General features: G+C 56.4%; 25 protein-coding genes. 10 read left to right on the forward strand and 15 right to left on the reverse strand.

Annotated features, from left to right (window positions below; all coding sequences use genetic code 11):
- Window positions 1–308: 308 nt before the first annotated feature.
- The 5 genes from ACR0DE_RS13830 to ACR0DE_RS13850 are packed head-to-tail and all read right to left on the reverse strand — an operon-like array spanning window position 309 to window position 3,191.
- Window positions 309–1,364, reverse strand: coding sequence for an energy transducer TonB family protein (locus ACR0DE_RS13830; protein ID WP_480753814.1), 1,056 nt, complete (start codon window positions 1,362–1,364; stop codon window positions 309–311).
- Complete coding sequence (locus tag ACR0DE_RS13835) at window positions 1,361–1,738, reverse strand: ExbD/TolR family protein (RefSeq protein ID WP_170597127.1); 378 nt, start codon at window positions 1,736–1,738, stop codon at window positions 1,361–1,363. The genes ACR0DE_RS13830 and ACR0DE_RS13835 overlap by 4 nt, the downstream gene beginning before the upstream one ends.
- Before the next feature lie 4 nt (window positions 1,739–1,742).
- Window positions 1,743–2,069, reverse strand: a complete 327-nt coding sequence (locus ACR0DE_RS13840) for a biopolymer transporter ExbD (RefSeq protein WP_170395115.1) — start codon at window positions 2,067–2,069, stop codon at window positions 1,743–1,745.
- Between the two features lie 31 nt (window positions 2,070–2,100).
- Entirely contained in the window at window positions 2,101–2,763 is a 663-nt protein-coding gene (locus tag ACR0DE_RS13845; protein ID WP_170636491.1) for a MotA/TolQ/ExbB proton channel family protein, read from the reverse strand.
- Window positions 2,760–3,191 (reverse strand): hypothetical protein, encoded by a 432-nt coding sequence (locus tag ACR0DE_RS13850; protein WP_170395121.1) that lies wholly within the window; start codon window positions 3,189–3,191, stop codon window positions 2,760–2,762. Before ACR0DE_RS13850 ends, ACR0DE_RS13845 begins: the two co-directional genes overlap by 4 nt.
- A gap of 272 nt (window positions 3,192–3,463) precedes the next feature.
- Between ACR0DE_RS13850 and ACR0DE_RS13855 the strand changes: the two genes are divergently transcribed.
- Both ACR0DE_RS13855 and amaB read left to right on the forward strand, forming a co-directional pair.
- Window positions 3,464–4,570 (forward strand): saccharopine dehydrogenase family protein, encoded by a 1,107-nt coding sequence (locus tag ACR0DE_RS13855; RefSeq protein WP_480753817.1) that lies wholly within the window; start codon window positions 3,464–3,466, stop codon window positions 4,568–4,570.
- Between the two features lie 3 nt (window positions 4,571–4,573).
- Entirely contained in the window at window positions 4,574–6,085 is a 1,512-nt protein-coding gene (amaB, locus tag ACR0DE_RS13860) for an L-piperidine-6-carboxylate dehydrogenase (protein WP_480753819.1), read from the forward strand.
- Window positions 6,086–6,123: 38 nt separating this feature from the next.
- Here amaB and ACR0DE_RS13865 read toward each other — a convergent pair whose 3' ends face one another.
- Window positions 6,124–7,701: a DUF5928 domain-containing protein gene (locus ACR0DE_RS13865; protein ID WP_480753820.1), complete on the reverse strand. Its 1,578-nt coding sequence runs from the start codon at window positions 7,699–7,701 to the stop codon at window positions 6,124–6,126.
- Between the two features lie 140 nt (window positions 7,702–7,841).
- Between ACR0DE_RS13865 and ACR0DE_RS13870 the strand changes: the two genes are divergently transcribed.
- The gene (locus ACR0DE_RS13870) at window positions 7,842–8,660 is read left to right on the forward strand and encodes a sulfotransferase family protein (RefSeq protein ID WP_170423261.1); all 819 of its coding nucleotides are present in this window, start codon (window positions 7,842–7,844) and stop codon (window positions 8,658–8,660) included.
- 170 nt (window positions 8,661–8,830) lie between these two features.
- Here ACR0DE_RS13870 and ilvD read toward each other — a convergent pair whose 3' ends face one another.
- Window positions 8,831–10,663 carry a dihydroxy-acid dehydratase gene (gene ilvD, locus ACR0DE_RS13875; RefSeq protein WP_170395133.1) on the reverse strand — a complete coding sequence of 611 codons (1,833 nt, stop codon included), beginning with the start codon at window positions 10,661–10,663 and terminating at the stop codon, window positions 8,831–8,833.
- A 104-nt stretch (window positions 10,664–10,767) separates the two neighbouring features.
- Here ilvD and ACR0DE_RS13880 point away from each other — a divergent pair, with 104 nt between their 5' ends.
- The 4 genes from ACR0DE_RS13880 (at window position 10,768) to ACR0DE_RS13895 (ending at window position 13,741) form a co-directional block, all read left to right on the forward strand.
- Window positions 10,768–11,325, forward strand: a complete 558-nt coding sequence (locus tag ACR0DE_RS13880) for an XRE family transcriptional regulator (RefSeq protein ID WP_170395136.1) — start codon at window positions 10,768–10,770, stop codon at window positions 11,323–11,325.
- Window positions 11,326–11,339: 14 nt separating this feature from the next.
- Window positions 11,340–11,609 carry a CBU_0592 family membrane protein gene (locus ACR0DE_RS13885; protein WP_170395139.1) on the forward strand — a complete coding sequence of 90 codons (270 nt, stop codon included), beginning with the start codon at window positions 11,340–11,342 and terminating at the stop codon, window positions 11,607–11,609.
- 93 nt (window positions 11,610–11,702) lie between these two features.
- Entirely contained in the window at window positions 11,703–12,557 is an 855-nt protein-coding gene (gene sseA / locus ACR0DE_RS13890; RefSeq protein ID WP_170515509.1) for a 3-mercaptopyruvate sulfurtransferase, read from the forward strand.
- Window positions 12,557–13,741 (forward strand): amino acid aminotransferase, encoded by a 1,185-nt coding sequence (locus tag ACR0DE_RS13895; protein ID WP_480753822.1) that lies wholly within the window; start codon window positions 12,557–12,559, stop codon window positions 13,739–13,741. Before sseA ends, ACR0DE_RS13895 begins: the two co-directional genes overlap by 1 nt.
- 70 nt (window positions 13,742–13,811) lie before the next feature.
- Here the strand turns inward: ACR0DE_RS13895 and ACR0DE_RS13900 are convergent, their stop codons facing one another.
- A complete protein-coding gene (locus ACR0DE_RS13900; protein WP_170395150.1) occupies window positions 13,812–15,134 on the reverse strand; it encodes an ammonium transporter in 1,323 nt (440 codons plus the stop codon).
- A gap of 33 nt (window positions 15,135–15,167) precedes the next feature.
- A complete protein-coding gene (locus ACR0DE_RS13905; RefSeq protein ID WP_039541190.1) occupies window positions 15,168–15,506 on the reverse strand; it encodes a P-II family nitrogen regulator in 339 nt (112 codons plus the stop codon).
- 257 nt (window positions 15,507–15,763) lie between these two features.
- Here ACR0DE_RS13905 and ACR0DE_RS13910 point away from each other — a divergent pair, with 257 nt between their 5' ends.
- A complete protein-coding gene (locus ACR0DE_RS13910; protein WP_170647320.1) occupies window positions 15,764–17,950 on the forward strand; it encodes a PBP1A family penicillin-binding protein in 2,187 nt (728 codons plus the stop codon).
- 57 nt (window positions 17,951–18,007) lie between these two features.
- Here ACR0DE_RS13910 and leuB read toward each other — a convergent pair whose 3' ends face one another.
- Complete coding sequence (gene leuB / locus ACR0DE_RS13915; RefSeq protein ID WP_480753824.1) at window positions 18,008–19,111, reverse strand: 3-isopropylmalate dehydrogenase; 1,104 nt, start codon at window positions 19,109–19,111, stop codon at window positions 18,008–18,010.
- Between the two features lie 91 nt (window positions 19,112–19,202).
- Here leuB and ACR0DE_RS13920 point away from each other — a divergent pair, with 91 nt between their 5' ends.
- On the forward strand, window positions 19,203–19,730 hold the full coding sequence (locus tag ACR0DE_RS13920; protein ID WP_480753826.1) for a redoxin domain-containing protein: 528 nt from the start codon (window positions 19,203–19,205) through the stop codon (window positions 19,728–19,730).
- A 6-nt stretch (window positions 19,731–19,736) separates the two neighbouring features.
- On the opposite strand, the gene ACR0DE_RS13925 is transcribed toward ACR0DE_RS13920, so the two are convergent.
- On the reverse strand, window positions 19,737–20,630 hold the full coding sequence (locus ACR0DE_RS13925) for a LysR family transcriptional regulator (protein WP_170408710.1): 894 nt from the start codon (window positions 20,628–20,630) through the stop codon (window positions 19,737–19,739).
- Window positions 20,631–20,713: 83 nt separating this feature from the next.
- Here ACR0DE_RS13925 and ACR0DE_RS13930 point away from each other — a divergent pair, with 83 nt between their 5' ends.
- Window positions 20,714–21,619 carry a sugar nucleotide-binding protein gene (locus ACR0DE_RS13930; protein ID WP_170734176.1) on the forward strand — a complete coding sequence of 302 codons (906 nt, stop codon included), beginning with the start codon at window positions 20,714–20,716 and terminating at the stop codon, window positions 21,617–21,619.
- Between the two features lie 7 nt (window positions 21,620–21,626).
- Here ACR0DE_RS13930 and ACR0DE_RS13935 read toward each other — a convergent pair whose 3' ends face one another.
- The 4 genes from ACR0DE_RS13935 to ACR0DE_RS13950 all read right to left on the reverse strand — a co-directional run bounded on the left by ACR0DE_RS13935 (window position 21,627) and on the right by ACR0DE_RS13950 (window position 25,010).
- Window positions 21,627–22,649: an endonuclease/exonuclease/phosphatase family protein gene (locus ACR0DE_RS13935; RefSeq protein WP_480753830.1), complete on the reverse strand. Its 1,023-nt coding sequence runs from the start codon at window positions 22,647–22,649 to the stop codon at window positions 21,627–21,629.
- Window positions 22,646–23,476, reverse strand: coding sequence for a hypothetical protein (locus tag ACR0DE_RS13940; RefSeq protein WP_170395166.1), 831 nt, complete (start codon window positions 23,474–23,476; stop codon window positions 22,646–22,648). Before ACR0DE_RS13940 ends, ACR0DE_RS13935 begins: the two co-directional genes overlap by 4 nt.
- Before the next feature lie 331 nt (window positions 23,477–23,807).
- A complete protein-coding gene (gene leuD, locus ACR0DE_RS13945) occupies window positions 23,808–24,413 on the reverse strand; it encodes a 3-isopropylmalate dehydratase small subunit (RefSeq protein WP_170395169.1) in 606 nt (201 codons plus the stop codon).
- A gap of 42 nt (window positions 24,414–24,455) precedes the next feature.
- Window positions 24,456–25,010, reverse strand: coding sequence for an HdeD family acid-resistance protein (locus ACR0DE_RS13950; RefSeq protein ID WP_170395171.1), 555 nt, complete (start codon window positions 25,008–25,010; stop codon window positions 24,456–24,458).

Raw genomic sequence — 25,010 nt, forward strand, 5'->3', positions numbered from 1 at the left:
CTCATAACCTGAAACTCAGAGGTTCAATTCCTACTCCCGCAAGCAAAAACACCGTGCAACATCAGATGTTTACGCACCGCCCTAGGGCGGTGTTCCTATTTGTGCCAATACTTCTAGAAGCACTGTGGAAGCAACGATAGGAAACTTCTTTTCGTAACTAGCCACTTACCCCCTCAGCTCTTTTTTGCCAACTTCTGTGCTTCGCCCACGGTGACCTTGCCGTGACGACCGATGGAAATCCTCTCCTTAGAGCGTGTTGAAGCATTCAGGGAACGAACAACTGGTTCGGCGAACTGCTGTCTTTGGTATCAACTATTTTGGTAATAAAACGATAGCCTGCGGCTTGACCCGCTTGGTGGGCGGGGAAATGGAGCGGCGCGGATGACCTGATCTCTGGCGGCGCGTTCGATTTCAGGTGAGCCAGAGCTATCGACGATATCAACCCAAGCCAGTGATCCATCAGGATTAATTTCGAAGAATACCTGCGCAAACCCGCGGACTGGGACATAGACGACGGGCGTTTGATTGAGGTGGACCAGGACTTGTCCGGCATAGTTAGTGGTATCGGAGTTTCCAACGCCGCGACCCGAGGATTGATTTCGGCCACTGCTGGTTCGGAACGGGTCAGCCCCTTCCTTTTGATAAAGGCTAAGCGGCGACTCCAATGTTTGCGTAGGGTTGCGCAAATTGTCGAAATTACTGAACCCATCGAGCGATTTTGGCGTATCCGTTGCGGGCCTTCTGTCCGGGAGGCGGGGGCGTTTGGAAACAGATACGGCCTGATCGGAAGGCGCGGCTTGTTCTTCTGGTGGCTCGTTTGTTGGCTCATCGACCGAACTTGGGATTTCTGGTTCGACTGCCGTACTCTCGAGTGGAGGGACCGGCGCAGTTGAGGCGTCTGTGGGCGGTAAAGCTGCCAAGCGCTCGGGTTCCGGATCGACCGCTGACGTTACGGAGGTATCTGCATCTGTGGCTGGTTCCGGATTGGACGGGGCGACCGGTTTGGTCGGCACCTCTTCTTGTAGCTCTGATCGTGGGGCGACGGGCGCTCCGACATCGGGTGAAGATACCTGCTGAGGATTGGGGGAAGCGACGAGTGTATCGCTGATCGGGATGTCGGCGGTATCGGGCTTAATAGTGTCTTCAACCGGAGGCTCGGGGCCTTCAGCAGAGTCCGGCTGCACCGGGTCCGTCGTGTCTTCGGTGAATTCCTCGAATGTGTTGCCAAGCTCGATCAAACTGACCGATTCCTCACTGGCCCGCAGTTCTGGCAGACTGGAACCGTAGAAACTGATCCCAAAGATATGCAGGACAAGCGAAAGCACACCCGCCAACGCAGCGATGGCCGCTGACTTCCGGATCATTTCAAAGCCTGCTGGGTCACGAGGTACACAGATGGCGCCCCATGCCGTCGAAGGGCACCGGTTACCTCCATCAATCGTTGGCCTGAAACATTGCGGTCGGGGACAATCCTGACGGGTCCGTCATCATGGCTGGCCATAAAAGCCTCAGGGTCGGTTTGCACTCCGCGAAAGCTGAGGATGCCATCAGCGTTCAAGACAAGCGCATCGGGAGGGTCGCGGCCTTCGAGTTCCGATGTGTCGACAAGCTGAAGCTCGGGATCAAGCGGTGGTGCCAGGGTGCCTGCAATCAGAAAGAAGATCAGCATCAGAAAGACGACGTTGATCAGAGGGATGGTCGAGTCTCGTTTGCGGCTTGGGCGACCAAAGCGGATCATCGGTCTACTCCAACACCGTGACGGTCAAGCCATCGCGGCCACGCAAAACAACCAGCAAATCCACAAGTCGTTGGGCGGACGTATCCGCATCGAGGCTTACCAGTGCCTGACCGGCCCCGATCCGCGTAGACAGTTCATCCAGCGCCAGTGTTTCGCCATTCAAAGTCACGCGCTCGGTACCGATCTGGATGAATATTCGCTCGACGGGTTCAGCCGATTCTGATGCGCCTGAGGTTGCGCTGCTGATTTCGATCTCCGCGAACTTTGAGAAAGTTGAAGACAACATGAAAAACAGCAACAGCAAAAAGATGACATCGATGAGCGGGGTCATCGACATCGGTCGTCTGACAAAGGGTTCCGTGTTACGCATGTTCAGCGTTCAGAATCTCGGTCCTGCCTGAGGCGGCCTGGTTCGAGTTGTTCGGGACCAGAACCGTACGCAGTGCTTTGTCCGCAAACACCCGTTCCCGGGCAGTTCGGCTTTCAAACCAAGACAAGACCATTGAAGTCGGCATTGCCACCGCAAGGCCAACGGCTGTTGTTACCAGAGCAACCCAGATGCCACCTGCCAACAATGAGGGATCGACAGAAGACCCGGCAGACTGAAGGCTTTGGAATGCATTGATCATTCCCAAAACTGTTCCGAACAGTCCAAGCAGGGGTGCAAGCTGGGCGACCGTATCCAAAAGCCGAAATCCGCGCTCCAGCCCGGCCAGTGCCAATCCAGCTTCGGCATCCAGTCGAGCGTCCAGATCAGGAGTGTCCGGCGCGTCCATGGCGGCTTCGACAAGCGGTGCAAGATAGCTGCTGCTCTGAGCGAGGCGCGCGCGTGCAGTGGCTCGATCTCCAGCATCCCAGGCCTGCAGCGCTTGTGACAGAACCTTGTGCCGACCTACGCCACAGGCAGCGAACTGCCAAAGCTTGTAAAGACTAACTGCTACGGTCAGGACCGACATGACAATAAGGATAGCCACAACGGGCCCGCCAAGGGTCAGGATCTCTCGAAGAGAAGAGAGAATATTCATCCAAGCAACTCCACTTCAATCCGGCTGCTGAGCGTTAGGGTCGATTGACAGATGTCGCTCTGGGAGCCTTTTACCACGCATGAACTCGCGCCATTGATCAATGCGCGCCCAACAGTCGTGCAAGACATCTCTGGCAGATCGAACTGACGGACACGTGGGCGATCCAAAGGTAAGTCGCGAAAATCAAAAAGCGAGAGGGTAACGACACTGCCTTCGGTGTCAAATATCACCGTCTCGAATACGGCTTCATCGATAGTGGTTCCGGATTGGTTGGTCACCAGAAAGGTCAATCTGCAGGCACTACCAACGTCTTCCAAGGCATTGAGCTCTAACGAAATCTCAGCGGCAGGTGCCTCAGCGGATTGGGCCAGAGCTGCAAAAGGAAGCAGGCATGCGAAACAGGTAAGCAGGACACGGAGAGATCTCATTGAAGGCACCTATATGCTTGGGCGAAGCGCGATTGCCTGCGTTGTATAGCCGACAATGGTCCTGTCATACCTGATAGTACAATCACTTCAAAGGAGCGCTGAAACGATTGTGACTTCGACCATGTTCGAAGTCATTTTCGAATAAGCTATTTAGCAAAGTGACGCGTAATACGGCAAAATGACGGAAAATTACCTCATTTCGTCAAGATACGATCTGCAATCCGAACAAGTCGCCCGTCATAATCAAAAGAAACACAGAATGGAGGCGCGTTTTGAGCTGGAGTATTTGCGTAGTCGGGGCGGGGAAGATCGGTCAGATGATCGCGACTTTGCTGAAAACCTCGGCACATTACACGGTGACTGTTGCCGATCACGATCTTGCGGCCCTGTCAGCATTCAAGAAGCGAGGCATTTCTACGCGGCAGATTGATGCCAGCGATAGCGCGGGCTTGGAGAAAGGCCTTAAAGGTTTTGATGCGGTGATCTCTGCCGCGCCGTTCTTTCTGACACCGGCAATTGCAAGCGCAGCTAAAACTGTTGGGGCGCATTACTTTGACCTGACCGAAGATGTCGCCGCCACCAACGCGGTGCGCGAGCTGGCGCAGAACAGCGAGACGGCATTTATGCCGCAATGCGGGTTGGCCCCCGGGTTTGTCGGGATTGCAGGCGCTGCGCTGGCGGCGGAGTTCGATGAAATCGACAGCCTGCATATGCGGGTCGGGGCGTTACCGCTCTATCCGACCAACGCGTTGAAATATAACCTGACTTGGTCAACCGATGGGCTAATCAACGAATACTGCAACCCCTGCGATGCCATTGTGAATGGCGAGAGGGTTAAGACAGCCCCCCTCGAAGATTATGAGCTGATCGGCCATGACGGAGTCGAGTACGAGTGCTTCAATACATCGGGCGGGCTGGGCACCTTGCCCGAGACGCTAGACGGTAAGGCGAAGGCGGTATCCTATCGCTCGATCCGCTATCCGGGCCATCGGGATATCTTGCGCTTGTTGCTCAGTGACCTGGGACTAGAGCGTCGCCGCGATCTGCTGAAAGAGATTTTTGAAACGGCCTTGCCGCGTACGGATCAAGACGTCGTGTTGGTCTATTGCACTGCAAAGGGCATCGTTGACGGCACGTTGCGTGAGAAATCCCTGATCAACAAGTCCTTTGCGCGCACCATCGATGGACAAGTCTGGAGTGCGATCCAAGTAACCACTGCGGCAGGCGTATTGGGTGTCGTCGATCTGATGCGGACAGGGGTTCTGCCCTCGAAAGGCTTTGTTCGGCAAGAGCAGGTAAAGCTTGCCGATTTCCTGAACACCGAATTTGGCCGGCTTTATCGCGCCGGTGACGTTACCGAACAAAACAAGGCGGCTTGAGATATGAAAGACATTATAATGACTGCTGAAACCACGCTTGCGAATTTGGACCTGACTGCAGCGGAGCTTAGCGGCGGGTCGCTGCGGGTAACCTCTCCGATAGATGGCAGCCTGTTGGCCGAGGTTCACGAAACTCCGGTTTCCGAGATGGGGGCCATCTTTGCCCGCTCGAAAGCGGCGTTCAAGGAATGGCGCGTTGTGCCGGCTCCGCGCCGGGGTGAGTTGATCCGACTGCTGGGCGAAGAGCTGCGGGCCGCCAAGGACGACCTTGGCGCGCTTGTCAGTTGGGAGGCAGGCAAGATCACCTCGGAAGGTCTGGGCGAAGTGCAGGAGATGATCGACATCTGCGATTTTGCAGTTGGTCTGTCGCGGCAGCTTTATGGTCTGACCATTGCTTCGGAACGCCCGGGTCACCGGATGATGGAAACGTGGCATCCGGCGGGACCGGTCGGAGTGATCTCGGCCTTTAATTTCCCCGTGGCGGTATGGTCGTGGAATGCTGCGCTGGCGCTGGTTTGCGGCGATCCGGTGATCTGGAAACCGTCCGAGAAAACGCCTCTGACCGCGTTGGCTTGCCAGAAAATCTTTGAGCGGGCGTTGGCCCGGTTTGGTGACGCCCCCGAGGGGCTTTTGCAGACCCTGATCGGTGGTGCCGATCTGGGTGAGGTGCTGGTTGCCAGCGAGGATGTGCCGATCATTTCAGCCACCGGCTCGACCCGGATGGGCCGCGCGGTTGCGCCGATCGTGGCGCAGCGCTTTGGCAAGTGTATTCTTGAGCTCGGCGGAAATAACGCGATGATCGTTGGGCCGTCGGCTGATCTGGAAATGGCGGTGCGCGCGATCGTATTCTCGGCTGTCGGGACAGCAGGGCAGCGCTGTACGACACTGCGGCGGTTGATTGTACACAACTCGATCCGCGAGGAACTGGTTGGGCGTCTGAAGAAAGCCTACGCAGGTCTGCCCATCGGTAATCCGTTGACCGAGGGTACGTTGATTGGGCCGTTGGTGGATGAAGCTTCGGGCAATGCGATGATCGCAGCGCTTGAATCAGCAAAGGCCGAGGGTGGTGCCGTGTTCGGGGGTCAGCGCGTGACCGAAGGTGTGCCGGGCGGTGTTTATATGCAACCGGCTATCGTTGAGATGCCTGGCCAGACCGCGACTGTGAAGGCCGAGACCTTTGCTCCGATCCTTTACGTCATGGGCTATGACGATTTTGCCGAGGCGATCGATATCCAGAACGACGTGCCACAGGGTTTGTCGTCCTGCGTTTTTACACTGAACATGCGCGAAGCCGAGCAATTCCTGACAGCGGCCGGGTCGGATTGCGGGATTGCCAATGTGAACATCGGCCCGTCCGGGGCCGAGATCGGTGGCGCATTTGGTGGCGAGAAGGAAACCGGAGGCGGGCGCGAAAGCGGATCAGATGCCTGGAAAGCCTACATGCGCCGTCAGACCAACACGGTAAACTATTCGGCCGAGTTGCCATTGGCGCAAGGTGTCAAATTCGACATCTGAACTCGAATGTCCGGCGGCACCTGATCGTGCCGCCGGATTCAATCAGCGAACAGGTAATCCAGTTGCATGATCGCTTTGGCCTGATCGGCACTGATCCCCAGAAATTCCGCAATAATCACCTCATTCTCCGAACGATCCGCCGCCTCACGCAAATGGAACAGCCCATCATTCTGGGTGCTGCGGATCAATTCGGATTCGTAAGACAGCGCGTTGCGAAGGGTCGGTAGCAGACGTGCAAGAGAATCCTGTGAGCTGTTCTGGCCCGCAAGACCGACACGATGGGCATGGCCCGTCAGATATTCATCTGAATAGGCACATTCGATTTCCAGAACTCGTGTTTGGGCCTGATCTGCACAGAAATCCTGAATGACGTCCAGATTGGCCGGATCTATGCAGAGTACCAGCCTGTCGCTTTGGAAATAATCGAACAACATACGTGCAACCGCCCGCCGATGGCGCGACCGCTTAATCAGGGTCGTCTCGATTCCACCCAAATCGGGCAATGGCGTATCCTGCTCATCATAGATGTATTCGATGCAGGGAATGGGGGTTTCGGATGCGATCTGGTCAACAAGCCGTTTGGCGACATGCCACTTCTTGCAAACAATCAAAAACGCCTGACGCTCGGGGCCTAACGTATTGCCGACCTCCCAAAAGCGCTGAGCGAAACGTCGTCCTACCCGACCGCGACCGGCAAGGAAGTGATACAGATTACGCCCTTCGTCCGAGATGTGGAACGTGACCCCTTCGCTGGCATAAAGCTGACCCAACCGTTCCTTCAACTCATGGGCCTCGGGGCTGATCTTGCGAGCGAACAGGTAGTTCTGCCCCAACAGCATGTCATAGTGATCATTGTAGAAGGTGACAGGCATGCCATAGTCGGAAAACATCAAAAATGTCAGTGTACGGTTTTCGATTTCCTGCTTCGGGACGAGGTGGCGAACAAGCGTCTGAAAGAACGTCTCGTCCGGAATCCAGGTGGTCGAGAAAAACCGGACCACATCGCGGCGTTGGCGCAGGAAGTCCAGAATCATCTCGACTGTGCGACGGCGCAGGCACCACCACTGGCTACCGATCTTGACCTGCAGGTCTGCAGGTGTGCCGCGGGTCAGACCGAAACGCTTTTGCATTTCGTATGCGGCATAGAACAAGCGCGGCTGATTGCGTTCGTTGAAATAGTGACGATAGATCAGCCGGTCTTCTTTCATTCCGGTCTTAATCCAATTGCTTTCGAAGAAGTCATGGCTTTCGATGAAATCCATGTCGCGTTCATCAAGAAAGCTGTGCACATACTCGGCGGTTTTAATTGCCATGCAATCGCCGGACAGCATGTAAAAATGGGTGACCCTTGGGAACTGATCCACCGCCGCCTGTAATGCATGGAGCGTGGCCTGAACCAGTGACCATTCGCCCCATCCGCATTTGATCCGCTTCGTTGCAAATGTGACATTGCGGTTATCTTTCAGGGAGTCGCGTATCTGCGCATAATCCGTATCGTTGGCGCGGGCGTCAAAATGGATCGCCATACAATCGCCGGCAGCCGTCAGCTGACGTGCCTGCGCAATGATCGCGTCAGGATCTTTGTGGCACAGCAAGATATAGGCAATCTTTGCCATTTGCGTCTCGTAATTCCCCGTTTCTGCCCAATTGCAACCGTGATACTGAGGATGAGCGATTGAATAAACAGAATATTTTTGGTTCTTTGGGTCAAAATGCCGGAGTATCAATGCGATAACTGGCTAAGGAGGCGCAGTAGATGGGTTTTCCCGGAACGTGGATGACCGAAAGTCAAAGCATGGTCTACCGTGTTGTGCCGAAATGCGCCTGCTCGACGATCGGGCAAATCATGTATTTCTCGGATCATGGCAGCTTCTTTGATGGTGACATTCACGACGCCAAGGACGGAATGCACAAGTGGGCCTTTGGTGCCAGTCAGGATCCGATTGCCAGAAATGTTCAATCGCACCAGTCCTATACGTTTACCTGCGTGCGTAATCCCTACACACGCATTCTCAGTTCCTTTTTTGACAAGATCTGTGGCATTCAGCGCAACGGCAAACGCTATCGCGGCAATCTGGTGCCAACGCTGATCTACAATTATGGGATCGAGGTTGGCGGTGACGATGGCAAAGGCGAGTTCGATCAGATCGCCAGTTTCCGCCGGTTTCTGTTATTTGCACGTGACACGATCCGTTGGCGGCGTCCGATGGACCCCGACATTCACTGGTCGGCCATGTCTGGCCATGTCTCGACGCTGATCGCTAATGGCGGGCGATATGATCGGATTTTTTGGACCGAGAAGTTCAACGATGGGATGCAGGGGGTGTTGGACAATCTTGAAACCTCGCATCCCGTGACTCTGTCCGAAATCCCGCGCTTCAACGAATCCGAAGGCCATGGGCCAAAACGCGTGCATCCGGTCGAGGATTACTTTGACGATTTGTCGATGCATCTGGTCTACGAGATCTACAAACAGGATTTTGAACTGTTCAAGTATGATTTCGAAAATCCCGCCAACAAAATGCCGACGGGTGAGATCGATCTAGATGAGATTCACGCCAAGCTGGGTGATTAAGACGCTCGAAGTGTGAGGCTCCCGCCCATCGTCAATGTCTCTTGTGAGACATCTCCTCTGGTTGGGCCCGGCGCCGCGCAAAGCGCGGCGCCGGGCCCAAATTCCGAAAGTGGAATCGGCGCAGCCGATTCCATGTATCGGGTGCGGGAGTATTCGCTCACCCGCAGTGCTTAGACCTGACGGACGGCCCCTTTCGCGGCACTGGTCGTCAATTTGGCATAGGCTTTTAGCGCGGTGGACACTTTACGCTTACGTGGTGCAACGGGCTGCCAGCCCTTCTCGTCCTGCTCTTCGCGCCGCGCTGCCAGGTCTTCGTCGGAGACCGCCAGATGGATGCTGCGGTTGGGAATGTCGATTTCGATCGTGTCGCCGGTTTTCACCAAACCGATCTCACCACCTTCCGCTGCTTCGGGCGAGACGTGGCCGATTGATAAGCCCGAGGTGCCACCCGAGAAACGACCGTCAGTCAGCAGCGCGCAGGCTTTGCCCAGCCCCTTGGATTTCAGATACGAAGTCGGATACAGCATTTCTTGCATTCCCGGCCCACCACGCGGGCCTTCGTATCGGATCACCACCACGTCACCTTCCTTGACCTTGCCGGTCAGGATGTCATTGACAGCCTGGTCCTGGCTTTCGCAGACATAAGCTGAGCCCGTGAATTTCAGGATGTTCTCATCCACACCCGCAGTTTTCACGATACAGCCGTCGCGCGCAATGTTGCCGAATAATACCGCCAGACCGCCATCCTGGCTGAATGCATGCTCTTTCGAACGGATCACGCCGCCTTCGCGGTCAGTGTCCAGCTCCTTGTAGCGGTTCGACTGGCTGAAGGCTTGTGTAGTACGCACGCCGCCGGGCGCCGCTTTGAATAGGTCCTGAGCCTTCGGGTTGTTGGCGACTTTGATGTCCCAGTTGGCAATCGCTTCGCCCATGGTTCCGGAATGCACCGTGTGACAATCCTCGTGCAGCAAGCCCGCGCGGCTGAGTTCACCAAGGATCGAGAAAATGCCACCAGCGCGATGGACGTCTTCCATGTGCACGTTTTCGATGTTGGGCGCGACTTTGCACAAACAGGGCACTTGGCGGCTCAGGCGGTCCATGTCGGACATGGTGAAATGCACTTCACCTTCGTGCGCGATGGCCAGCAAATGAAGCACCGTATTGGTCGATCCACCCATTGCGATATCCAAGCTCATGGCATTTTCGAACGCGTCGAACGTGGCGATTTCACGCGGCAGGAAGCCTTTCTCGTCCAGATCATAGTGGCGCTTGGTGATCTCGACGATGCGGCGACCAGCTTCCAAGAACAACTCTTTACGGTCGGCATGTGTGGCCAGGGTCGAGCCATTGCCCGGCAGCGCCAGACCCAGTGCCTCGGCCAGACAATTCATCGAGTTCGCGGTGAACATGCCCGAGCATGAACCACAGGTTGGACAGGCGTTTTCCTCGATGTGTTGAACCTGTTCATCGGTGAACCGGTCGTCGGCCGCAGCAACCATCGCGTCGACAAGGTCGATCTTCTTGGCGTCCAGGTCGGCGATGTCGATCTTGCCCGCTTCCATCGGTCCGCCCGAGACAAAGATCGCCGGGATGTTCAGACGCATGGCCGCCATCAACATGCCGGGCGTGATCTTGTCGCAGTTCGAGATACAGACCATAGCGTCCGCGCAGTGGGCGTTAACCATGTATTCAACAGAATCCGCAATCACCTCACGCGAGGGCAGCGAATACAGCATCCCGTCATGGCCCATGGCGATCCCATCATCGACCGCGATGGTGTTGAACTCTTTGGCGACACCGCCAGCGGCTTCAACCTCACGCGCAACCATCTGTCCCAGGTCCTTCAGGTGGACGTGACCGGGTACAAACTGGGTGAACGAGTTGACGATGGCGATGATCGGTTTGCCGAAATCGTCGTCTCCCATACCGGTGGCGCGCCACAGGCCGCGGGCACCGGCCATGTTACGGCCATGGGTGGAGGTTCTGGATCGGTACATTGGCATGATGCTGTATCCCTATTGCCCAAACTGCGATATTGGGTGTGTACGTTATAGCGCACGTATCATATGTACGTTATAACGCACAAGACAAATCGCAGGGCGTGGGTATGGAATCGGACGAACTAACGCTAAAACTAAGGGATGTGCGGGCGGCATCCGGGCTGAGCCTGTCAAAAGTCGCGGAACTCACCGGGGTCAGCAAAGCTATGCTGGGCCAGATCGAGCGTGGCGAATCAAGCCCGACCATCGCGACCCTGTGGAAGATCGCGAAGGGTTTCCAGCTCCCGCTGAGTGCTTTGATTGGTACTGCTGCAATGCGTGACACGACAGATGCCGATGTGTTCAGTACCGTGAGATTTCCAGGAAGCATCGAAGTCAAGATTGTCTTTCCCTTTGATCCCGCATTGGGGGCCGAAACATTTCATGTCGAGTTGTCACCCAATCAAAGCCACGAATCTCCGGCCCATGCAGCAGGCGTAACCGAAGAGGTTTTTGTTCTGAGCGGAGCTTTGGACGTGCTGCGAAATGGAAACTGGGTTCCGCTACAATCCGGTCAAGGGTTGCGATTTTCTGCGGATGTGCCGCATGGATACCGCGCTGGTGATCAGGGAGCTGCTTTTCTAAATATGCACCACTATTCGCAACCAGCGGAAGTTTCAGAATAGGAAAGCCCCATACAATGACCGCACTACTGGACAGTTTGACCGTCGTCGATGCCATCGGCTCATTCGGGGCTTTGATCGTTGTTGCGGCGTATTTTGCGACCCAGATGCGAGTGATGAACTCGGAGGATCTGGCCTTTCCGCTGGTGAATCTTATCGGTTCGGTGCTGATCGTGTTCTCACTGCTGCAGAACTTCAATCTGGCGTCGATGCTGATCGAAGGCTTCTGGATCATCATCAGCGTTATTGGGATCATCCAGTATTATCGCCTGCGTCGATTGCGATAAATCCAGTGTGGTCGGGACGCTAGCGCTATCCAGCCTTGAACCTGCATCCCGCCAAGTATAGGGAAAACCCAAGCTCGCTTAGGGGAGGCATAGATGCAGGACGATCCAAAAACCCTCGTTTCTACCGAATGGCTTGCCGCACATCTCAAGGATCCGGATCTAAGGATTCTGGATGGGTCGTGGTACCTGCCGCAGCAAGCGCGAGACGCCAAGGCAGAGTATGACTCTGCCCACATCCCTGGTGCGCGGTTCTTTGATATTGATGAGATATCCGACCATCGTTCTGACCTGCCGCATATGGCACCTCCGGTCGAGAAGTTCATGTCGCGCCTGCGCGCGATGGGCGTTGGCGATGGCCATCAGGTCGTGGTCTATGACGGCGCGGGGCTGATGTCGGCGGCGCGGGTCTGGTGGTTGTTCCGTCTGATGGGACAGGACAATATTGCCGTTCTGGATGGTGGATTGCCCAAATGGCAGTCCGAAGGGCGCGAGATCGAAGACCTGCCCCCCATTATTCGCGACCGTCATATGACGGTGCGGGTTCAGAACCACCTTGTCCGCGATGTGACGCAAGTTTCATCAGCCGCGAAGCTTGCGGATCACGAGATCATCGATGCCCGTTCGGCGGCCCGTTTCTTCGGGACCGAAGCCGAACCGCGCGAGGGGTTGCGCTCGGGTCATATCCCAGGCTCGCGCAACGTGCCTTTTGGAATGCTGTTGAACAAGAATGGCACGATGAAGTCGCCCGAAGACTGCCGCGCGGTTTTTGAAGATGCCGGCGTCGACTTATCGAAACCCGCGATCACATCCTGTGGCTCTGGTGTGACTGCCGCAATTCTCAGCCTTGCATTGGAACGCATGGGCAAGAAAGACCACGCGCTTTATGACGGCTCCTGGGCTGAATGGGGTGCCTTCCCAACCCTGCCCGTCGCAACCGGAGAGAACTGATGTTCGAGAACCTTAAACCGCAGCCAGCAGACAAGATTCTGGCATTGATGCAGATGTACCGCGACGACCCACGTGATCACAAGATCGATCTGGGCGTTGGCGTCTACAAGAATGCCGAGGGGGTCACTCCGGTGATGCGCGCGGTGAAAGCAGCTGAAAAGCGTATTCTCGAAGAGCAGGAGAGCAAGGCTTATACCGGTCTGGCTGGTGATCCAGCCTTTGCGGACGCGATGATCGACTTGATCCTCGGAAATTCTGTCCCGCGTGGCAACATTGCAGCCGTAGCCACCCCCGGTGGTACCGGAGCCTGCCGTCAGGCGTTTGAGATGATCCGTATGGCCAACCCCACCGCGCGTGTTTTCGTGTCGAACCCCACATGGCCGAACCATTTGTCGATCCTGAACTATCTAGGGATCGAGACAGTCCAATACCGTTATTTCGACGGAGAATCGCGTGGCGTCGATTTCGACGGTATGATCGAGGACCTGAAAACTGCCAATGCAGGCGACGTGGTTCTTCTGCACGGCTGTTGCCACAACCCAACGGGTGCCAACTTAAATATGGTGCAATGGCAAGAGGTCGTGAACCTGATCAACGCGCGTGGCCTCGTCGCAATGATCGACATCGCCTATCAGGGCTTTGGCGACGGTCTGGAAGAAGATGCGCAGGCAACCCGTCTGGTGGCATCGTCAGTGAAGCGCTGCCTGATCGCGGCGTCTTGTTCGAAGAACTTCGGCGTCTACCGTGAACGCACCGGCCTGCTGATGGCGATCAGTGACGATCCGGCACAGACTGCACTGAACCAGTCTACGCTGGCATTTCTGAACCGCCAGAACTACTCGTTCCCGCCTGATCACGGCGCGCGGGTGGTGACGACGATCCTGAATGACGATGCTCTGCGGGCAGATTGGGCGACCGAATTGGAAGATGTCCGCCTTTCCATGCTGGGCCTGCGTCAGCAACTGGCTGATGAGTTGCAGAGCCTTAGTGGATCGGATCGATTTGGATTTATCGCCCAGCATCGCGGCATGTTCTCGCGACTGGGGGCCGCGCCAGAACTGGTTGGAAAGCTGCGTGCCGATCACGGCATTTACATGGTCGGTGACAGCCGTCTGAACATCGCTGGTTTGAACGCCAATACTGTGCCCATTTTGGCGCAGGCGATTGTCGATGTCGGCGTCTGAGCGATATCTTTGAATGAACGAAAACCCGGGCGCGAACGCCCGGGTTTTTTTGTTTTTACTTGGTTGGCTATTAGCCTTTGGAGAATTCCGGATACGCTTCCATACCCAGTTCAGCCATGTCGAGGCCGTTGATCTCGTCCTCTTCGCTAACACGGATACCTACGGTGGCCTTCAGGATCGACCAAAGGATAAGAGCAGCACCAAAGGTGAAGACACCATAAGCAATGATCCCGGTCAGCTGAGTGATCAGGCTGGCTTCGCCATAGAAGATCACGGCGATGGTGCCCCAGATGCCAGCGAACAGGTGGACCGGGATGGCGCCGACTACGTCGTCGATCTTGAACTTGTCCAGCATCGGAACCGCGAAGACCACGATGATACCGCCCACAGCACCGATCCACAGAGCGCCGAACAGGGTTGGGGCCAGCGGCTCAGCAGTGATCGACACCAGTCCCGCCAGCGCGCCGTTCAGCACCATGGTCAGGTCGGGCTTTTTGTACAGCAGCTGTGTCATGATAAGGGCGGCAACGGCACCGGATGCAGCAGCCATGTTAGTGTTGGCAAAGATGCGCGATACGTCCGAGACATCTCCTACAGTGCCCATCGCCAGCTGCGAACCACCGTTGAAGCCGAACCAACCCAGCCACAGGATAAAGGTACCCAGAGTGGCCAGAGCCAGGTTCGAACCAGGCATCGGGTGCACTTTACCGTCCTTGTACTTACCGATGCGCGGCCCAAGGATGAGGGCACCTGCCAGAGCCGCCCAGCCACCGACCGAGTGCACGATGGTCGAACCAGCGAAGTCCGAGAAGCCTGCTTCGGACAGCCAACCACCACCCCACTGCCACGAGCCCGAGATCGGGTACATGATGCCGGTTAGGACAACAACGAAGGCAAGGAAGGGCCACAATTTGATCCGTTCAGCCACCGCACCGGACACGATCGAGGCGGTCGCTGCGACAAAGACCAGTTGGAAGAAGAAATCCGAACCGATTGAGGCGTAGTCAAGCGCCGCAGCATCTGCACCGACACCCACTGGGTCAAGCACGGTAGTCGAGAAGAACGGGCCCAGCCAGCCAGAAATGGTCCAACCATCACCGGGGTACATCAGGTTGAAGCCGATCAGCCAGTACATGATCGCGGCGATTGAAAACAGCGCGATGTTTTTGGTCATCTGCATCGCGACGTTCTTTGAGCGCACCAGCCCGCCTTCGAGCATGGCAAAGCCTGCAGCCATGAAGAACACCAGGAAACCGCCCATCAGGAACAGCAGCGTGGTGAATATATATTGGGTGTGTTGCGCGGGCTCTCCGGTAGCGGCCTCTTGCGCAAGACCCATCTGCGGCAGTGCGACGATCGCAGCGGCAGGGATGAGAGATTTCATCAGGTTCATTGTTAGTCCTCGAGTGATTGTGAGTAAGCGCGCTTAAAGCGCCTCTTCGTTGGTTTCCCCGGTCCGCACGCGCAGGGCTTGCTCGACATCGAGGACGAAAATCTTGCCGTCACCGATCTTGCCGGTCTTGGCGGTTGTGGTGATGGTTTCGACGATCTGGTCGGCCATGGTGGCGGGCACCACGATCTCAAGCTTGATCTTGGGAACGAAATTCACGGCGTATTCGGCACCGCGATAAATCTCGGTGTGACCCGATTGCGAGCCAAACCCTTTGATCTCAGTCACCATCATGCCGCGCACGCCTGCATTGGTCAGTGCTTCGCGCACCTCCTCAAGCTTGAACGGTTTGATTGTCGCAATGATCAGTTTCACGTCTTTCCCCTCTACTACTCCGGGCGGCCCGGCATTTTGCACCTGCAGAAAAATGCGCGACAGAGGTTCAGATGGAACGTTTTCGGAGGGTAAATGAGGGTAAAAAATCAGCAATTATGCACAATTTTTGCACAAAACACGCTATTTGGTGAAAATATAGGCAAACTTGTGAGGGGAAATACGGGTATTTCACACCTCTACATGGCCGTTCCGGCGGGGTATGGTGCCCCAAAAGCATAACCGGGCAGAGTTTGAGCATGACTGAGTCCAACCGTCGCAAATCGCGCCTTGTCGCGGATAAAAGGTACCCGTCCAAAGGCCGAAAGCCTGCGGCGACCAAGCGGGCAGCAAAACCTGCTGGTAAGAAGTCGACGGCCCGAAAAGCCGCTCCGCGCAAAACGGCGCGGAAGAAAACGCGGCGCAGTTCTGGTGGGAAGGGCGGTGGCATTTTCCGCCGGCTGTTCCGCTGGCTCTGGCGCATAATTTGGGGGATCACTTGGAGGGTCGGCGCAGTGGCGGGGTTGCTGTTGGCGCTGGCGGTGGGTGTTGTTTACACCTCATTGCCGGATGTCGATGCCCTGCTTGATGGGCGGGCACGTGGTTCGGTGACCTTGCTGGATCGCGACGGCAAGGTCTTTGCCTGGCGCGGCGATCAGTTTGGCGGCGTGATTACGGCGGATACAGTTTCGCCGCATCTCAAGAACGCCGTGATTGCAACCGAGGATAAACGGTTCTACCGCCATTTCGGCGTCAGCCCGCGCGGTGTCGCCAGCGCGGTACGCATCAACCTGAGCGAAGGACGTGGACCGCTGTCTGGTCACGGTGGTTCAACGATCACCCAGCAAACCGCGAAACTTCTATGCCTGGGTGTGCCTTATGAGCCCAGCGAATGGGAGTCTGAGGCTGCATATGAAGCCGATTGCCGTCAGGGTTCGCTATGGCGCAAGGCGAAAGAGGCAGTTTATGCGATTGCGATGGAGGTCAAATACTCCAAGGATGAAATTCTGACGATCTATCTGAACCGCGCCTTCCTCGGTGCGGGAGCCCGCGGCTTCGAGGCCGCCAGCCAGCGGTATTTTGGTATTTCGGCAGCCGAAGTGTCTCCGGCCGAGGCGGCAATGCTGGCAGGTCTATTGGTGGCCCCGACACGCTATGCGCCAACGAACAACCTGCAACGTTCACAAGATCGGGCACGTTTGGTGGTTGGGCTAATGGAGACTCAGGGCTATCTGAGCAGCGCGCAGGCCAGCGAGGCCCGCAGCCGTCCGGCGCAGTTGTCCGAGGCCGCTGCCGCGCGTGCTGGTGGTTACTTTGCCGATTGGGTCATGGCCAGCGGGCCTGAGTTTTTCACACGTAACACAACCGAGGACGTGGTGATCCGAACCACACTGGATCAGCGCATTCAAACGTCGGCGGAAGAGGCGCTTAAATTCATCTTCCAGGAGAAAGTGCGCGAAGGGTCCAAAGCGCAGGCCGCTATTGTGGTGATGTCAGCGGATGGCGCGGTTCGAGGTATGGTCGGTGGGCGCAAGACTCGTGTTTCGGGGGCGTTCAACCGGGCTACGCAGGCTCTGCGTCAAACGGGTTCGTCGTTCAAACCGTTTGTCTATGCGACGGCCTTGGAGTTGGGATATTCACCGCTGGACACGGTGATGGATGAACCAACGTGCTGGAACATCGCAGGTTCAGGTCAGTGGTGTCCGAAGAACTACACCAATAAGTTCTATGGCCGGGTGACATTAGCAGATGCGTTGAAGAACTCGTTGAATATTCCCGCAGTCAAAGTGGCGGATATCTCGGGGCTGGATAACGTGCGCACGGTTGCCAGTGGTTTTGGCCTTTCAAGCGATCTGGCCGAGGGCCTCGCGCTGGCGCTCGGCGCATCGGAAAGCACGCTGATAGAGATGACGGGCGCTTACGCTGGTATCCTGAACGGCGGTTCAGCGGTGGAACCCTATGGTCTGACCGAGTTGAAGCTGCTTGGTGAGACCGATCCAGTTATGATCACGACAACCGGTATTGGTGAACGCGTCATCAACGACAAGGCCGCCAAACAACTGACCTGGATGATGGAGCGTGTGGTCTCTGAAGGTACGGGTGGGCGCGCGAAGCTGCCGGGCTGGCAGGTGGCGGGCAAGACCGGCACGACCCAGGCCGCGCGGGATGCCTGGTTTATCGGATTTACCGCGGACTACGTTACAGGCGTTTGGATGGGGTATGATGATAATACGCCGTTGTCAGGTGTCACGGGTGGAGGCTTGCCGGCGGAGATATGGAAAGAGACCATGCTGCGCGTGACAGAAGGGATGACGCCCACGCCGTTGCCCATGCTGGCGCCGGACCCACCGGTCAGAACCGCGCAGCCGCAGCAACAGCGCCGTAAGAATCAAACCGGTTTGGACCGTGCGATCAACAACCTGCTGAACAACATCTTCGGAAACTGACAAACAAAAAAAGGCGGTGCACTGGGCGCCGCCTTTGATGTCTGAATGATCGTAAGATCAGACGCTTTCGTCCAGCGCTGCCAGAATTGCATCACCCATTTCGCTGGTTGAAACCGGCTCAACACCATCTTCGGCCAGCAGATCAGCCGTGCGAACGCCGTCGGCCAGAACCTTCTCGATCGCGGTTTCCAGACGATCCGCTTCGTCGCCCTGGTCAAAGCTGTAGCGCAGTGCCATGGCGAAGCTGAGGATACACGCAATTGGGTTGGCCTTGCCTTGACCTGTAATGTCCGGGGCCGAGCCATGAACGGGTTCATACATGGCCTTAGGGCGGCCATTCGCCATCGGTGCGCCCAGCGAGGCAGACGGCAGCATGCCCAAAGACCCGGTCAGCATCGCTGCGCAATCGGATAGTACATCGCCAAACAGGTTGTCGGTGACGATCACGTCAAACTGTTTGGGCGCGCGCACAAGCTGCATCGCGCCGTTGTCTGCATACATGTGTGACAGCTCGACCTCGGGGTATTCCTGACCGACACGTGTCACGACCTCGCGCCACAGGATGCCCGATTCCATCACATTGGCTTTTTCCATCGAGCACAGTTTCTTATTCCGGCGCATCGCCAACTCAAACGCGGAACGTGCGGCGCGTTCGATCTCGGATTCGGTGTAGCGCTGGGTGTTGATGCCAACGCGCTCATTGCCTTCTTCAAAGATGCCGCGCGGTTCACCGAAGTACACGCCAGATGTCAGCTCGCGCACAATCATGATGTCGAGGCCAGCGACCACATCCTTCTTCAGCGACGAGAAATCCGCCAGCGCGTCGAAGCACTGAGCTGGGCGCAGGTTGGAATACAGGTCCATTTCCTTGCGCAAACGCAGCAGTCCGCGTTCGGGTTTCAGGCTGAAATCCAGATCGTCATACTTAGGGCCGCCAACAGCCCCCAGCAGCACAGCGTCGACCTCTTGTGCCTTGGCCATGGTCTCATCCGATAGGGGCTTCCCGTGCGCATCATAGGCAGCGCCGCCGACCAGATCCTCGCTCACGTCAAATTGAAGACCGCGATTGGCGCCGAACCAATCGATGATTTTGCGCACTTCGGCCATAACTTCCGGGCCAATTCCGTCTCCGGGCAGGATGAGGAGCGAGGGGTTGGACATCGACAGTCTCCTTGCGTTTTGTCGCACAGGCCCTAGCGTTTGCGGCGCATCGGGTCAATGAGACGAACCCATCAAATCACGAGGAAACCACATGCTGACACCCGGAAATCCGGCCCCATCGCTAAAAATCGAAACAGTAAGCCATGGCACCTTTGATCTTGAGCGCGACACTGGCGAAAACGGAACGCTGGTGATTCAGTATCGCGGTCTGCATTGCCCGATCTGCGTTCGCCAAATGGGTGAGGTCGAGGCTGCGGTGGATGAATTCGCCGAGCTGGGGATTGAGGTGATCATGATCACCACGGATACCGACGAACGTGCGGCCGAGACGGTTGAGAAGGCCGGAGTGTCGAAGCTGCGCGTAGGATACGGCCTGTCCATGGCCGACGCGCGGGATGTCTGGGGCCTGAACATCTCGGTGGCTCGTGAAGGTAGTGCCGAGCCAGCGTTGTTCGCTGAGCCGGGACATTTCTATATCAAACCTGATCAGACCCTCTGTTACGTCTGGCAGCAGACAACGCCTTTTGCGCGACCGCCGATGTCGGACATCGTCGGCGGTTTAAAATTCACCTTGGCCAATAACTATCCTGCGCGCGGCACCTATACCGGCACGCTGTAGGCGGTTTTAAAGCCGGGCCTTCAACCCGTCGGCCAGCAGATCCCAGACTCTGCGAATGCGCGGGGTCTGTCGCATCGCCTGAGGGGCAGCCAGCCAGACCGGTAGCACCGGTATCTCGACATCAATATCTAGCACTTCGACCAGAGGATCGGACTGTGCGATGCTGAGTTGGCTGAAGCCCACCCCACACCCTGCGCGGATCAATTCCCAATAGGCAGTCTGGTTGTCGCATCGCGTGGCAAAGCTGTCCCGGCTGGCAGGCCAGCCCTTGTTCCGCATAGCGGTGATGATGTCTTCATTGGTGTCAAATCCCACAAGATCGTGCTGCATCAACTCTGTCGGGGTCATTGGTCGCCCTGCACGATCCAGATAGCTTTGGGCGGCGCAGAAACATAACGGCACCTCGCCGATATGCTTTGCCACGATGTCGACCTGTTCGGGCCGATACATGCGCACGGCAATATCGGCCTCGCGGAACAGCAAGTTTTCGCTGGCATCCGAGGCGACCAGATCAAGCTGAATGGCCGGTTCTGCCTCACGGATTGCGGCAAGTATCGGCGGCAACAGGTGATGCGATACAAATACCGAAGCGGTGATCCTGACCGACCCTTCCAGCTGTTGCGCCTGACCCGCTGCCGTCAGCCCCAGGGCATTGACTGCGCTGTACATCTGCTGCGCCATTGGCAGCACTTGCTGCCCCACCTCGCTGAGCGTCAGTCCACGCGCGTGACGATCAAACAGCGAGACCCCCAATTCTTCTTCCAGCGCATGCACCTGACGACCAAGCGTCGGCTGGCTGCGACCCAGTTGCTTTGCGGCTGCGGATAGTGAGCCGGTTTCGGCAACCGCCAGAAAGCTTTGAACTAAGGACCAGTCGGATAGTTGGAGTGTTTTAGCCATTCAAAAACGAATACATAATCTGCGATTTTTCGCAATTTCCAAAACATCGTGAATGAATAGATTGATCCGGAACGGAGGGATCAATGCCACAAACGGTACTTATTCTCGGGGCCACCGGTCGATTTGGACGCAACGCTGCAAGAGCTTTTTCGGATGCGGGATGGATTGTGCAAAAGTTTGATCGACGCAGGGAGGAATTGCGCACGGCGGTACATGGAGTAGACGTCATCGTGAACGCCTGGAACCCGCTTTACCCCGACTGGGCGGAGCAGGTGCCAGAGTTGCATCGTCAGGTAATCGCCGCTGCATCAGAGCGTGACTTGACGGTCATTGTCCCGGGGAACGTTTATGTTTTCGGTGCGGATACGCCCGGCCCCTGGTCGACCAGGACACCGCATCTTGCGCGAAATCCGTTGGGACGCATTCGGATCGAGATGGAAGAGGCTTATCGTGCCTCGTCGGTTCGGACCATCATGTTGCGGGCAGGTGATTTCATAGACACCACGGCCTCTGGCAATTGGTTCGATCAGATTCTCATCAAACACTTGCGGCGCGGGCGCTTTGTGTATCCCGGCAATCCGGATATCGAGCATGCTTGGGCCTATCTGCCCGATTTAACTCGCGCTGCTGTGGAGTTGGCAGAAATGCGCAGCCTGCTACCGCGTTTCTGCGATGTCCCCTATGCTGGATACACCTTGACCGGCAATGAAATGGCATTGGCGCTTTCGCAGGTTGCGGGGCGTGAACTCACCCTTAAACAGATGGCATGGTGGCCTTTGCATCTGGCCCGCCCGTTCTGGCGTATGGCGCCTCATTTGCTTGAGATGAGGTATCTATGGAATACTTCTCACCGGCTGGACGCACGCCTCTTTGATGCTCTGCTCCCGGAATTTGCGCAGACCGACCTAAATGACGCGTTGAGGAACGCCGTGTCTGAACCTGTGCAATATGAATCCCGCCAGCGATTCGGCACAGTCATACGGTCATGATCGAAGCCTATTCGTCGAATAGATCGACCCAGACAAGCCGGTGACGGCTTGCGGCGACGGCCGCGTCACGGGATGTGGGTTCCGGCCAGTAAATGCCCGCATCGTGCACACGCCAATCCGCCGAAGGTAGGACATAATCCACTCTCATCTCGCCAACGCCCTTCCACAAAACTGTTGAAGTTGACCCCGCAGGGTCAACAGGCATCGGATCCTGCAGTTGCGGATCGGCCAGAAGATTACGGATTGCTGATTTGCGACCCTCGCCTTTGTAAGGATCCTGGTTCGCATCACCTGCGATGACAAAACGGCCTGTAGGTTTCTCACCCAGATCACCGTTCAGCAAAAGCGACCAGAGCCGAATTTCATCCCGGTTGCGCAGTCCGTTCCGATCTTCAGGTCCATCAAAGACAGGCGGGCTGGCGTGAAACGTCATCAGGTTTAGGCGACCACTCGGGGTGTCGACCGGAACGACCCAATGCGATGTAGAAGACAGCCGCTGAACAGCCTGCGCTTGTGGTGATGGGAAGGGCTCTCCATCCTCGGCTGGCAGCTGGGCATTCGGCAAGTCGCGCCACCGCATCTGGGTGAATGACTGCACTTGATCAGTAGCGATAGGATAGCGGGACAGCACTGCCAGCCCATTCTGGCCGGTGAACCGCCCCCAGCCTTGTGCATCGCCCGGGCCGCCCGTCTCGCCGTCCCCATCCAGATCCAACGCGGTTTCGATCCCGGAATTGGGTTGCTCGGCGTAACTGTATCGATAATCCAAGCCGTTGCTTTTCAGCGCCTCGACCAGCGCAGCAAGGGCAAGCCCGTCTAAATCCCAATCGATGCCTTGCAGCGCGACGATATCGGGACGGGTTGTCATCAGCACCTCGATCACCGCAGCGACCTGAGGGTCGTTCCGCCGAATATCACGCAGCAACAGGCCGGGACCTTCGCGACTGAGTTCTGTATTGAAACTTGCGATGCGCAATGTCTCTGCCTGTGCCGTAAACGGCAACAGCAACAGAACCAGCAGTCGGATCATGCGATCTGAGTTGACTCGGAAGTTGAGTATGCGCGGCGCTTCTCAACGATCAGGCCGGCAATGCGCAGTGTCGCCATACCTCGCATGATCATGCTGGCAGGCAGGAATGCCCATGCGCAAAGCGTCCAGATCAATGTCTGCGGATTGCTGAGCGCGATCGGCGTGATGAAAGCAGCCATCAGTTTGATAAGGGCGGGAATCAGGAAAGGCAGCAAAGCCCCAATTGCGATGTTGAGCCGCCCGTCACGCTGCAGACGGGTGACCACATCACCACCCTTGGTTGGGTCAAACAGCGGTAGATTGGTCCAGACGTTGAACGCGCCGTTGCCTGTTGGCCATCCCCGAAGCTTCACTGCATAGGCAAAGCTGGCGATGGTAACCAAGGCCGCGACATAAGCGACGCTGGCGGAGATACGCACCAAATCTACGAGGGGCTGGCTGGCGTCGGCGGGCAGCATCAAAACCACCAGACGAACGGGGGAGTAGGGGAAATCCACCACATTCGCGACCATCAGGCCAACTGAATAAAACAGGCCAGTAAGTTCCGAGGGGGCATAGGCGTTTTTGCAGATCAGCGTCAGGAAGGTAACCATCGACATCAAACCGACAAAGCGCAGCCTGTTCACAGGTGGTGCGTCACGAAATTCGATAAAGCTTGGAAAGGCCGAGTTGTATTCCGAGAAAGTCAGGATAAACGCAAGGATCGCCAGAAAGACGACAATCTCAGTCCCATTCGACGTCGATGTAGGCAGGTACAACGCAGGGGTAAGCACCATAAGTGCTACCAATAATCCACGTATCGCCGCCCCCGTTGTGCGTGCAATCACTATCCGAACCCTTTTTCAAACCGGCGTAGTCGATTCTGTGCCGACTTATCGTCCAACTTGTGCTCACCGCTCGTTCGTTGGCGGCTACCTCATGGGTGCCAACTTTGCCGATAAGCGGTATTTCGCTCAAGCCAATGAGCAAATAACACGCAATTTCGGGCAAAATGATGGCGCAACTGGTGCGGGATTGCATCAATTTCGACGCAAATCCGACGTGTATCTCAAATTGATACCTACATGTTGTGGTGCTCTGGGTTTTTGCCCCAAGAATGCGAACAGGGCCGCGCTTGCGACCCTGTTAGGTTGAGTATCAACAGATTCGTCCCCAGAGTCATACCCAGGGGCGGGCCTGACTCGCATGATCTTCGAACTTGTCGATGTGATGGTCTTTTTCCATCGTCAGGCCAATATCGTCCAGACCGTTCAGCAGGCAGTGCTTGCGGTGTGGGTCAATGTCGAACTCGATGACCATGCCATCCGAAGTGGTAATCTGCTGATCTTCCAGATGCACGGTCATGCGGGCGTTTTCACCCTTGTGCGCGTCATCCATAAGAATCGCGTGATGCTCTTCTTCGACTACGATGGGCAGGATGCCGTTCTTGAAGCAGTTGTTGAAAAAGATGTCGGCGAAGCTGGTCGAGATCACCACCTTGATGCCGAAATCCTTGATCGCCCATGGCGCATGTTCCCGCGACGAGCCGCAACCGAAATTGTCGCCGGCCACCAGAATCTCGGTGTTGCGATAAGCGGGTTTGTTCAGAACGAAATCTTCGTTCTCGCCGCCATGATCGTGATAGCGCATCTCATCAAACAGCACGACACCCAGGCCAGAGCGTTTGATGGTTTTCAGGTGCACTTTGGGAATGATCATATCGGTGTCGATATTGATCAGTGGCATTGGGGCGGCCACCCCGTGGACTTTTTCGAACTTTTCCATTTCTACACTCCTGCGGGGTAGGGCCGCGCCCGTGCTCCGCGTTTAAGCTTCTTTCGCTTCTGTTGTTTCGTCCTTGGGTGCGTTCTTGACGAAGAACGCCATGAAGACCAATCCGAACCCGTTGAACAGCATCTCAATGCCCAGGAAGATCCCCAGTATACTCAGCAGAGCAGCCGGTTCCTTGCCCACATAGGTCCAGATGATGCCGGCGAGGATGATCGACAAGATGCCCGAGATCATCGTGGGCCAGAAAAACTGCGTTCCTTTCATCTGGAACGACAGAATGACCCGCGCGATGCCGCCTGCCATAAACAGGATCAGCATCACAGTTGCCAGCGTCAGCGTGCCCTGCAGCGGGTGATCCAGAAAGGACCAGCCCAGAAACAGCATGACCGCACCCATGATGAGTGACAGGATCTTGTTGCCAGTGCCTTCAACCGTGAAGCCACCAACGATCTGCATTCCGCCCGCAATCAATAGCAACACACCAGTTACTACTGTTACGGCAACGGACGCCACGACCGGTGCGCCCAATACGAACACCCCGAATGCTATGGACAAAAGTCCAAGCAGTAGCCATTTGACCCAATCACTCAT

It is taken from the genome of Ruegeria sp. C10, from assembly GCF_056537805.1.

Bases quoted from the DNA above. Each gene is read 5' to 3' on its own strand.
- ACR0DE_RS13900 (WP_170395150.1), bottom strand. From the start codon at position 15,134: ATGAACCTGATGAAATCTCTCATCCCTGCCGCTGCGATCGTCGCACTG.
- ACR0DE_RS13895 (WP_480753822.1), top strand. From the start codon at position 12,557: ATGTTCGAGAACCTTAAACCGCAGCCAGCAGACAAGATTCTGGCATTG.
- ACR0DE_RS13835 (WP_170597127.1), bottom strand. From the start codon at position 1,738: ATGATCCGCTTTGGTCGCCCAAGCCGCAAACGAGACTCGACCATCCCT.
- leuB (WP_480753824.1), bottom strand. From the start codon at position 19,111: ATGTCCAACCCCTCGCTCCTCATCCTGCCCGGAGACGGAATTGGCCCG.
- ACR0DE_RS13885 (WP_170395139.1), top strand. From the start codon at position 11,340: ATGACCGCACTACTGGACAGTTTGACCGTCGTCGATGCCATCGGCTCA.
- ACR0DE_RS13935 (WP_480753830.1), bottom strand. From the start codon at position 22,649: ATGATCCGACTGCTGGTTCTGTTGCTGTTGCCGTTTACGGCACAGGCA.
- ACR0DE_RS13830 (WP_480753814.1), bottom strand. From the start codon at position 1,364: ATGATCCGGAAGTCAGCGGCCATCGCTGCGTTGGCGGGTGTGCTTTCG.
- ACR0DE_RS13845 (WP_170636491.1), bottom strand. From the start codon at position 2,763: ATGAATATTCTCTCTTCTCTTCGAGAGATCCTGACCCTTGGCGGGCCC.
- ACR0DE_RS13920 (WP_480753826.1), top strand. From the start codon at position 19,203: ATGCTGACACCCGGAAATCCGGCCCCATCGCTAAAAATCGAAACAGTA.
- ACR0DE_RS13880 (WP_170395136.1), top strand. From the start codon at position 10,768: ATGGAATCGGACGAACTAACGCTAAAACTAAGGGATGTGCGGGCGGCA.
- ACR0DE_RS13925 (WP_170408710.1), bottom strand. From the start codon at position 20,630: ATGGCTAAAACACTCCAACTATCCGACTGGTCCTTAGTTCAAAGCTTT.
- ACR0DE_RS13950 (WP_170395171.1), bottom strand. From the start codon at position 25,010: ATGAGTGATTGGGTCAAATGGCTACTGCTTGGACTTTTGTCCATAGCA.
- ACR0DE_RS13865 (WP_480753820.1), bottom strand. From the start codon at position 7,701: ATGGCAAAGATTGCCTATATCTTGCTGTGCCACAAAGATCCTGACGCG.
- ACR0DE_RS13840 (WP_170395115.1), bottom strand. From the start codon at position 2,069: ATGACCCCGCTCATCGATGTCATCTTTTTGCTGTTGCTGTTTTTCATG.
- ACR0DE_RS13910 (WP_170647320.1), top strand. From the start codon at position 15,764: ATGACTGAGTCCAACCGTCGCAAATCGCGCCTTGTCGCGGATAAAAGG.
- leuD (WP_170395169.1), bottom strand. From the start codon at position 24,413: ATGGAAAAGTTCGAAAAAGTCCACGGGGTGGCCGCCCCAATGCCACTG.
- amaB (WP_480753819.1), top strand. From the start codon at position 4,574: ATGAAAGACATTATAATGACTGCTGAAACCACGCTTGCGAATTTGGAC.
- ilvD (WP_170395133.1), bottom strand. From the start codon at position 10,663: ATGCCAATGTACCGATCCAGAACCTCCACCCATGGCCGTAACATGGCC.
- ACR0DE_RS13870 (WP_170423261.1), top strand. From the start codon at position 7,842: ATGGGTTTTCCCGGAACGTGGATGACCGAAAGTCAAAGCATGGTCTAC.
- ACR0DE_RS13850 (WP_170395121.1), bottom strand. From the start codon at position 3,191: ATGAGATCTCTCCGTGTCCTGCTTACCTGTTTCGCATGCCTGCTTCCT.
- ACR0DE_RS13930 (WP_170734176.1), top strand. From the start codon at position 20,714: ATGCCACAAACGGTACTTATTCTCGGGGCCACCGGTCGATTTGGACGC.
- sseA (WP_170515509.1), top strand. From the start codon at position 11,703: ATGCAGGACGATCCAAAAACCCTCGTTTCTACCGAATGGCTTGCCGCA.